We start from the raw sequence: 8,686 nt of genomic DNA on the forward strand, positions 1-8,686 counted from the left end.
CACACGCACGGCGAGCGCCGAAAGTCGCGCGGGCGGTGACGAAAGTCGACGGACCCGCACCAGGGGGGGAGAGGTGCGGGTCCGTCCAATGACCGTCCGGGCCCTGGGGGGGAGAGGGCGCTGGGGACGGCCAGTCTGTGGAGTTGTGATGCGGAACCGACGGAGGGTCAGATCCCCATCGGGTGCCAGACCGTCTTCGTCTCCAGGAAGGAGAGTAGCCGGTCGGTACCGGGCGCATCCGTCCAGTCCTGGGCGAACGGGTCCAGCTCCGGACGGACCACCCGCTTCAGGGTATCGGCGGCGGCGGCCTCCAGCGCGGTCGCCGCGCCGGGGCCGTCGGCGGCGACGGCGCCGGTGAGGTCCAGCGCGTTGACGTCCTGGTGCGAGGCCAGGGTGGGGGCGATGTCCGCGGTCCGGCCCGAGATGATGTTGACCACGCCGCCCGGGAGGTCCGAGGTGGCCAGCACCTCGCCCAGCGACAGCGCGGGCAGCGGGGCGTCCGCGGCGGCCGCGACCACGACCGTGTTGCCGGTGGCGATCGCCGGGGCGATCACCGAGACCAGGCCGAGCAGCGAGTGCCCGTACCCGGCCTGCGGGGCGACGATCCCGACCACGCCGGTCGGCTCCGGGGTGGAGAGGTTGAAGTACGGCCCGGCGACCGGGTTGGCGCCGCCCGCGATCTGGGCGACCTTGTCCGTCCAGCCCGCGTACCAGACCCAGCGGTCGATCGCGGCGTCCACCAGCGCGGCGGCCTTCTTCGGGCCGATGCCCTCGGAGACGGCCACCTCGGCGGCGAACTGCTCGCGCCGGCCCTGCAGCATCTCGGCCACCCGGTAGAGCACCTGGCCGCGGTTGTACGCGGTGGTGCCGGCCCAGCCCTTGACCGCCGCGCGGGCGGCCAGGACGGCGTCGCGGGTGTCCTTGCGGGTACCCAGCGGGGCGTTGGCGAGCCACTCGCCCTTTGCGTCGGTCACCTCGTACACCCGCCCGCTCTCGGAGCGCGGGAACTTCCCGCCGACGTACAGCTTGTAGGTCTTGAGGACGTCAAGACGCGCGAAGGTCGTGTCAGACATCGAGGTAGGCCTCCAGACCGTGGCGGCCACCCTCGCGGCCGTAACCCGACTCCTTGAAACCGCCGAACGGCGAGGTCGGGTCGAACTTGTTGAAGGTGTTGGCCCAGACCACACCCGCCTTGAGCCGGTTGGCCGTCCAGAGGATGCGCGAGCCCTTCTCCGTCCAGATGCCGGCGGAGAGGCCGTACGGGGTGTTGTTGGCCTTCTGGACCGCCTCGTCGGGGGTGCGGAAGGTCAGCACCGACAGGACCGGGCCGAAGATCTCCTCCTGGGCGATCCGGTGGGCCTGGCTGACGCCGGTGAACAGGGTCGGCCTGAACCAGAAGCCGGTGCCCGGGAGCTCGCACTCCGGCGACCAGCGCTCGGCGCCCTCGGCCTCGCCGGCCGCGGTCAGCTCGGTGATCCGGGCCAGCTGGGCGGCCGAGTTGATCGCGCCGATGTCGGTGTTCTTGTCCAGCGGGTCGCCGACCCGCAGGGTGCCCATCCGGCGCTTGAGGGCGTCCAGCAGCTCGTCCTGGATCGACTCCTGGACCAGCAGGCGGGAGCCGGCGCAGCAGACGTGGCCCTGGTTGAAGAAGATGCCGTTGACGATGCCCTCGACCGCCTGGTCGATCGGCGCGTCGTCGAAGACGATGTTGGCGGCCTTGCCGCCCAGCTCCAGCGACAGCTTCTTGCGGCTGCCGGCCAGCTGCTTGGCGATCGCCCGGCCGACCGGGGTGGAGCCGGTGAAGGCGACCTTGTTGACGTCCGGGTGCGCGGTGAGCGCGGCGCCGGTGCGGCCGTCACCGGTGACGATGTTGACGACGCCCTTCGGCAGACCGGCCTGGCGGCAGATCTCGGCGAAGCGCAGCGCGGTCAGCGGGGTGGTCTCGGCCGGCTTGAGGACGACGGTGTTGCCGGTCGCCAGGGCGGGCGCGATCTTCCACGCCAGCATCATCAGCGGGAAGTTCCACGGGATGACCTGGCCGGCCACGCCCAGCGGGCGCGGGTTGGCGCCGTAGCCGGCGTAGTCGAGCTTGTCCGCCCAGCCCGCGTAGTAGAAGAACCAGGCGGCGACGGTCGGGATGTCGAAGTCGCGGGTCTCGCGGATCGGCTTGCCGTTGTCCATCGACTCCAGCACGGCCAGCTCGCGGGCGCGCTCCTGGATGATCCGGGCGATCCGGAACAGGTACTTGGCGCGCTCGCTGCCCGGCAGCGCCGACCAGTCGGCGAAGGCCTTGCGGGCGGCGGCGACGGCGCGGTCCACGTCCTCGTCGGTGCCCTGGGCGAACTCGGCGAGCACCTGCTCGGTGGCCGGGTTGACCGTCTTGAGGGCCTCGCTGCCGGAGGAGTCGACGAACTCGCCGCCGATGAAGTGGCCGTACGAGGTCGCGATGTCGCCGGCGGCGGCGGGGGACTCCGGGGCCGGGGCGTAGGTGAAGAGGCCTCCGGCCGGCTGGGCCGCGGGCTCCTCGATGTTCTTCTTCTTGGCCATGGTGATCAGTCCACCGTCACGTAGTCGGGGCCGGAGTAGCGGCCGGTGGCGAGCTTCTGGCGCTGCATCAGCAGGTCGTTGAGCAGGCTGGAGGCGCCGAAGCGGAACCAGTGCGGGCTCAGCCAGTCGTCGCCGAGGGTCTCGTTGACCATCACCAGGTACTTCATGGCGTCCTTGGTGGTCTTGATGCCACCGGCCGGCTTCACGCCGACCTGGACGCCGGTGGCGGCGCGGAAGTCGCGGACCGCCTCCAGCATCAGCAGGGTGACCGGCGGGGTCGCGTTGACGGCGACCTTGCCGGTGGAGGTCTTGATGAAGTCGGCGCCGGCCAGCATCGCCAGCCAGGAGACCCGGCGGACGTTGTCGTAGGTCTGCAGCTCGCCGGTCTCGAAGATCACCTTGAGGTGGGCGTAGCTGCCGTCGGCGCGCTTGCACGCCTCCTTGACGGCGACGATCTCGTTGAAGACGTCGAAGTAGCGGCCGGAGAGGAAGGCGCCCCGGTCGATCACCATGTCGATCTCGTCGGCGCCCGCGGCCACCGCGTCGGCGGTGTCGGCGAGCTTGACCGGGAGGGCGGCGCGGCCGGCCGGGAAGGCGGTGGCCACGGAGGCGACCTGGATGTCGGTGCCCCGCAGGGCGTCCTTCGCGGTGGCGACCATGTCCGGGTAGACACAGATGGCGGCGACGCGCGGGGTGGTCGGGTCGGTCGGGTCGGGGGTCCTGCCCTTGGCGCACAGGGCGCGCACCTTGCCGACCGTGTCCGCGCCCTCGAGCGTGGTCAGGTCGATCATGGAGATCGCCAGGTCGATGGCGCGGGCCTTCGCCGTGGTCTTGATCGAGCGGGTCCCGAGGGACGCGGCGCGGGCTTCGAGGCCGACCTGGTCGACGCCGGGCAGGCCGTGCAGGAAGCGGCGGAGCGAGGCCTCGGACGCCGCAACGTCCGCGAGGCCGCTGCCCGCAACGCCGGGGGCATTGGCTGCAACAGTGGACATAGTCACCAGACCAGCATATCTACGCGCGTAGCCGACCGCTAGAGCGCCCACCTTTCCGGTGGCCTTTCGTGGCCGGACCGAGACCTCGGCCGAACGGGGCCGCCCGGCCGCGGCCCGGCCGGGCCCGGGGTGCCGATCGGGGTGCCGACCGGGGTGCGCCCCGGCCGGGGTCGGAGCGCCATTCGTGGCCGGACCGAGACCCGCTGGTGAGGGGTGCATGGGGCAGAATCGACGCCATGACCGAATCCGACGGCAAGCCCCACCAGGGCCCGGCCGCCCCCGACGGGGACCCCGAGTACGCGGACCGCGTGTACCGCTCCGTCCCCGGCGTGATCTCCGGAGTGTTCCTGCTCGCCGTCGCCGCCTGGCTGATCGGCGACGCGGCGGTGACCGGCACCGGCAGGACCCCGTACGTCGCGCTCGCGGCGCTGCCGGTGTTCGCCCTCCCGGTGATCGCCTACACGCTGCGCCCGGCGGTGTTCGCCGACAGTCGGCGCCTGGTGGTCCGCAACCCCTGGCGCACCATCACCGTCCCCTGGGCCTCGGTCGACGCGCTGCGGGCCGGGTACTCGGTCGAGCTGCTGTCCGGCGAGAAGAAGTACCAGGTGTGGGCCGTCCCGGTGTCGCTGCGCCAGCGCAAGCGGGCCAACCGGGCGCTGAGCCGCGGCAACGCCGAGCACGCCTCCCGGACGGGCCTGGGGCTGGGCCTCGCCGCCCGGACCAACCCGGTCGTCCAGGGGTCCTCGGACCCGACCCGGGCCTGGTCCGACCAGGTGACCGACGTCCTCCAGGGGATGGCCGAGCGCAACGGCCGCCGGCCCGACGCCGCCGGCCCGGTGGTCGTCCGCTGGTGCTGGTGGGTGATCGTCCCGGCGCTGCTCGGCCTGGTCGCGCTGATCACGGTGATCGCGGTCTGACGACGACCGCACCACGAAGGAGCCCGCCGGAAACGGCGGGCTCCTTCGCGTCGGGGGAGGTGCGGCGAGGGGCGAGGCGGAAGTGCGGCGAGGGGCGGCGCGGTGGTGCGGCCCGACCGTCGAATGGGTTTTTGTACGGTCGTAAAAACTGTCCGGTCCATCCGCCTTTGGTCCCTTGTCGGTCCATGATCACATAAATAGGCTGGCGCGGGTGTTGTAAAGCTTCCGAAAAGGCACATTCGTGATGACCGTCGCTTGGTGCGTCCAGAGTGACGCCCGTTGACAGTGGGGGAAATGTGACCAGTGGGGAAAGTCTGACAACCGGCGTGGACCGGGTCGTCGTCATCGGTGCCGGGCACATGGGCACCGCCATCATTTCCGGACTCCTGAAGAGAACTCCGGACCTTCCGCTCGAAATCGTGGAGACGGCCGAATCCCGGGCGCGCCTGGTGCACGCGGAATTCGGCCTGGAACCCGTCGTCCGGTACCGCCCGCAGCCCGGCGACGCCGTGGTCCTCGCCATCCAGCCGCAGGCCTTCGAGGGGTTCGCGGCCGACCAGGAGGCGGGGGCGTTCGAGGGGGCCCTGGTCATCTCCGTGATGGCCGGGGTGAGCATCGCGGCCATGACGGCACTGCTGCGCACCGACCGGGTCGTCCGGGCGATTCCCAACACGCCGTCCGAGGTCGCGCAGGGCATGACCGTGCTGTGCCCCGGCGCCACCGTGCCGGTGGCCGACGTGCGGACCGCCGAACGGCTGCTGTCCTCGATCGGCCGGGCCCTCACCGTGCGCGACGAGGCCCTCATCGACGACGCCACCGCGCTCTGCGGCGGTGGACCGGCCTTCGTCGCCCACATCGCCGGGGCGTTCATCGACTTCGCCGTCACCGCCGGGTTCGACCGGGCCCAGGCCCGGTCGATGACCACCCAGGTACTGCGCGGCACCGCGGAACTCCTGGATGCGACCGAGCACTCTCCCGAGGAGCTCTGCCGACAGGTCATGACCCCGGGGGGAACGACCGAACAGGGAATCTTCCATTTCCAGGAGCTGGGGCTGCAAGGCGTGCTCGTGGGGGGTTTGACCCGCTCCGCCGACCGTTCGCGTGAACTGGGCGGAATCGGCCGGTGAATGCGCGTGCCACGGCGGCCGCCGCCCCGGTGAATGCGGTGCGGCCGGGGAACCGGCCGAGAACTCGACCGAGAATTCCATTGGAGGGGGAATCATGCTGGGCGTGATCCGGCAGCACAATCCCGGCGACAGAACCGCGGCGGTGCATTCCGAGGAGCACTACGAGGTGTACTTCGGCCTCGGGCACAGCCTCCGACTCCAGGACCGCCAAGGCGTCTTCAAGGTCAGCCCCGCCGGGCTGAGCCTCGGCGACGTCCTGGTGCGCACCCTCGACCGGTCCGTCCTGGGCGGTTCGGTCCTCGACATGGGCACCGGCAGCGGGGCCCTGGCCCTGCTGATGCGCAGCCTGGGCGCCCGCGACATCGTGGCGACGGACGTGTCGATCCCCGCGTTGAAGACCGCCGCGGAGAACGAGCAGCTCAACTTCGGCGACCGGATCGTCCGGTACGACGCGGGCAGCCTGTTCCAGAGCCCGGCCGCGGACCGCAGGTTCGACCTCGTCGTCTTCAACCCGCCCGGCTGGCGCACCCCGTCCGCGGACTGCCGGCGCGAACTGCGGCAGCAGGGGCTCGCCGACCTCGAACTGTCGGCCATGTTCTCCGGGGAGGAGGTCCTCCTCGGCTTCCTGCGCGACCTCCCGCACCACCTGACCGACACCGGGCGCGCCGTCATCGGCCTCAACTCCATGACGGGCATCCAGGACGTGCTCCGCCGACTCGGCGGGCCGGCGGGCAGCGCCGGCCCTCTGGAGTTCCGGCTGATCGAGCGGCACAGTTTCCCGCTGTTCCTGTACACCAGGGAGTGGCACGCCTCCAGACAGGTGCTGACCAGGGAGTTCCACCACTGGAAGGAGCACCACGGCGCGGCCTTTAGCATCGCCGGCGACGGGACCCTCTACTGGTCGTACGAGATCGTCGAATGCCGCCTGGCCCGCCGGGGGGAGAGGCGGGCGGATGGGTAGCGTACGCGGCCGGGGCGCTCCGGCGGGCCTGGCCGCGATCGCGGTCGCCAACGTCATCCTCGGCTCGTCCTCGCTGTTCTGGCGGGCCCTGGCGCACGTGCCGCCGGAGACGCTGCTCGGCTACCGCATCCTGGTGTCGCTGGTGACGCTGTGCGGCGCGCTCGCGCTGCTGGGGCGGTTCCGGGCCGCCGCCCGCACGGCCGCCACCCCGAGGCTGGTGCTGGTGCACCTGACCGCGGCGGTGCTGGTCTGCATCAACTGGCTCACGTTCATCTGGGGTTCGATCCACGGGCGGGTCATCGAGACCGGCCTCGGCTACCTCATCGCCCCGGCGGTCACCGTCGTCCTCGGGACGCTGGTGATGGGCGAACCGCTCGGGCGGCTGCGCCGCGTCGCGCTCGGCCTGTGCCTGCTGGGCGTCGTGCTGCTCATCGTGCGCAGCACCGAGCTCGACTGGTGGGTGTACGTCACGATCGGCCTGACGTGGGGGGTGTACACCTTCCTCAAGAAGCTCACCACCGCCGACCCGGTCACCGGGCTGACCCTGGAGACGGCCCTGCTGGCGCTCGGCATCGGGATCGCCGTCCTCACCACGGGCTACTCGCTCGACCCGGGGCCGTCCGCCGGGCACACGGACTTCGTGCTGCTCGCGGTGTGCGGCCTGGTCTCCGTCACACCGCTGTGGCTGATCGCCTTCGGCGCGAAGAAGGTCAGCCTGACCGCGACGGGGTTCATCCAGTACGTGCTGCCGACGACCCAGCTCGTCGTCGCGCTGGTCTGGTACCACCAGCGGCCGTCCGCCAACACGCTGATCTGCTTCGCCGTGGTCTGGCTGTCACTGGTCTCCATCGTCATCGAATCGGCGCTGCGCGTCCGCCGGGCGCGTCCGCAGTCCGGGCCGGTCGCGGCACCGGTCGAGAAGGGGGTACGGCTGTGAGAACGGGCGACGTACTGGTCATCGGCCTCGGGGTGTTCGGCGCGGCGGCGGCCCAGGCACTGGCCGAACGGGGCGCGCGGGTGCTCGCCGTCGACGCCCACGGCCCGACGCACCGCTTCGGCTCCTCGCACGGCGAGACCCGCATCTTCCGGCGGGCCTACTGGGAGGGGACCGACTACCTCCCGCTGCTGGAGCGCGCCCACGAGCGGTGGACGGACCTGGAGGCCGCGTACGGGGACACCCTGCTGATGCGCACCGGCGGGGTCTTCGTCGGGGCCGAGTCCAGCGGCGTGGTGGACCTCAGCCGGCAGACCGCGGAGACCGGCGGCATCGCGCACGAGGTCTGGAACGCCGAGCAGCTCAACGGGCGCTTCCCGTGGTTCGGCGTCGGCGCCGACATGAAGGCGCTGTACGAACCCGGCGCCTACACCGTCCTGGCCAACCGCGCCCGGCTGGCGATGATCGACGAGGCGGTCCGCCGGGGGGCCTCGATCCGCTTCGGCGAGGAGGTGGTGGACCTGCGGTCGGCCGCCAGCGGCGTGACCGTACGGCTGCGCTCCGGCGGGACGCTCTCCTGCGACGCCGTCGTCGTCGCGACCGGCCCCTGGATGAAGGGACCGCTCGCACCGTCCACGGCGCGGCACCTGAGCCCGATGCGGGTCCCGGTCTACTGGTTCCGGGCGGACCCGAAGCTGGGCACCGAGGGCTTCCCGGCCTTCCTGTACGAGAGCGCCGACGGACAGGTCGTCTACGGCGTGCCCGAGTGGGGCGAGGGCGGCCGCGAGGTCAAGATCGGCTTCCACAACCGCCAGCAGACGCCCGGGGACCCGACCGACCTGGCGCGCCGCGAGGTCTCGGCGCAGGAGCGGGAGGAGATGGCCCGGATGGTGGCCCGGATCTTCACCGGCGTCCAGCCGGAGGCACCCCGGGCGCGCTACTGCTACTACACCCTGACCCCGGACGGCAGCTTCATCATCGACCGCTCGCCGGCGGACCCGCGGATCGTCCACACCTCGGCCTGCTCGGGGCACGGGTTCAAGTTCGCCCCCGCGGTGGGCGAGTGCGCGGCCGCCCTGGCGCTGGGCGAGCCCGCGCCGGTCGACCTGGCGCCCTTCGCGGGCGACCGGTTCGGCGCGGGAGCGGCCGGCGACCGCTGACCTCCCCCGGACGCGCGTGTGCCTCCCCACCCCGGACCGGGGCGGGGA

At 71.9% G+C, this 8,686-nt stretch carries 8 protein-coding genes; 5 read left to right on the forward strand and 3 right to left on the reverse strand.

Going from position 1 to position 8,686, the window contains the following annotated elements:
- Positions 1-167: 167 nt before the first annotated feature.
- From ACFXPX_RS25840 to deoC, 3 genes are read right to left on the reverse strand one after another with little or no spacing between them, the layout of a single operon-like run.
- Positions 168-1,073: an aldehyde dehydrogenase family protein gene (locus ACFXPX_RS25840; RefSeq protein WP_380531374.1), complete on the reverse strand. Its 906-nt coding sequence runs from the start codon at positions 1,071-1,073 to the stop codon at positions 168-170.
- Positions 1,066-2,547: an aldehyde dehydrogenase family protein gene (locus ACFXPX_RS25845; protein ID WP_375894689.1), complete on the reverse strand. Its 1,482-nt coding sequence runs from the start codon at positions 2,545-2,547 to the stop codon at positions 1,066-1,068. Before ACFXPX_RS25845 ends, ACFXPX_RS25840 begins: the two co-directional genes overlap by 8 nt.
- Positions 2,548-2,552: 5 nt before the next feature.
- Positions 2,553-3,539 (reverse strand): deoxyribose-phosphate aldolase, encoded by a 987-nt coding sequence (gene deoC, locus ACFXPX_RS25850; RefSeq protein WP_375894692.1) that lies wholly within the window; start codon positions 3,537-3,539, stop codon positions 2,553-2,555.
- A 236-nt stretch (positions 3,540-3,775) separates the two neighbouring features.
- On the opposite strand from deoC, the gene ACFXPX_RS25855 reads away from it, so the two are divergent.
- The 5 genes from ACFXPX_RS25855 (at position 3,776) to solA (ending at position 8,638) form a co-directional block, all read left to right on the forward strand.
- The gene (locus tag ACFXPX_RS25855; RefSeq protein WP_375894695.1) at positions 3,776-4,456 is read left to right on the forward strand and encodes a PH domain-containing protein; all 681 of its coding nucleotides are present in this window, start codon (positions 3,776-3,778) and stop codon (positions 4,454-4,456) included.
- Positions 4,457-4,782: 326 nt separating this feature from the next.
- Positions 4,783-5,583: a pyrroline-5-carboxylate reductase gene (gene proC / locus ACFXPX_RS25860; RefSeq protein ID WP_380643488.1), complete on the forward strand. Its 801-nt coding sequence runs from the start codon at positions 4,783-4,785 to the stop codon at positions 5,581-5,583.
- 94 nt (positions 5,584-5,677) lie between these two features.
- Positions 5,678-6,544, forward strand: a complete 867-nt coding sequence (locus tag ACFXPX_RS25865; RefSeq protein WP_375894701.1) for a methyltransferase — start codon at positions 5,678-5,680, stop codon at positions 6,542-6,544.
- Complete coding sequence (locus ACFXPX_RS25870) at positions 6,537-7,481, forward strand: EamA family transporter (protein ID WP_375894703.1); 945 nt, start codon at positions 6,537-6,539, stop codon at positions 7,479-7,481. The genes ACFXPX_RS25865 and ACFXPX_RS25870 overlap by 8 nt, the downstream gene beginning before the upstream one ends.
- Positions 7,478-8,638, forward strand: coding sequence for an N-methyl-L-tryptophan oxidase (solA, locus tag ACFXPX_RS25875; RefSeq protein WP_380531383.1), 1,161 nt, complete (start codon positions 7,478-7,480; stop codon positions 8,636-8,638). The genes ACFXPX_RS25870 and solA overlap by 4 nt, the downstream gene beginning before the upstream one ends.
- Positions 8,639-8,686 lie beyond the last annotated feature (48 nt).

This window comes from Kitasatospora sp. NPDC059146, from assembly GCF_042786665.1.
Taxonomy (GTDB): Bacteria; Actinomycetota; Actinomycetes; order Streptomycetales; family Streptomycetaceae; genus Kitasatospora.

What these genes read in the sequence shown, in the direction of transcription:
- ACFXPX_RS25865 (WP_375894701.1), top strand. Translation starts at nt 5,678, where the DNA reads ATGCTGGGCGTGATCCGGCAGCACAATCCCGGCGACAGAACCGCGGCG.
- ACFXPX_RS25840 (WP_380531374.1), bottom strand. Translation starts at nt 1,073, where the DNA reads ATGTCTGACACGACCTTCGCGCGTCTTGACGTCCTCAAGACCTACAAG.
- deoC (WP_375894692.1), bottom strand. Translation starts at nt 3,539, where the DNA reads ATGTCCACTGTTGCAGCCAATGCCCCCGGCGTTGCGGGCAGCGGCCTC.
- ACFXPX_RS25870 (WP_375894703.1), top strand. Translation starts at nt 6,537, where the DNA reads ATGGGTAGCGTACGCGGCCGGGGCGCTCCGGCGGGCCTGGCCGCGATC.
- ACFXPX_RS25845 (WP_375894689.1), bottom strand. Translation starts at nt 2,547, where the DNA reads ATGGCCAAGAAGAAGAACATCGAGGAGCCCGCGGCCCAGCCGGCCGGA.
- ACFXPX_RS25855 (WP_375894695.1), top strand. Translation starts at nt 3,776, where the DNA reads ATGACCGAATCCGACGGCAAGCCCCACCAGGGCCCGGCCGCCCCCGAC.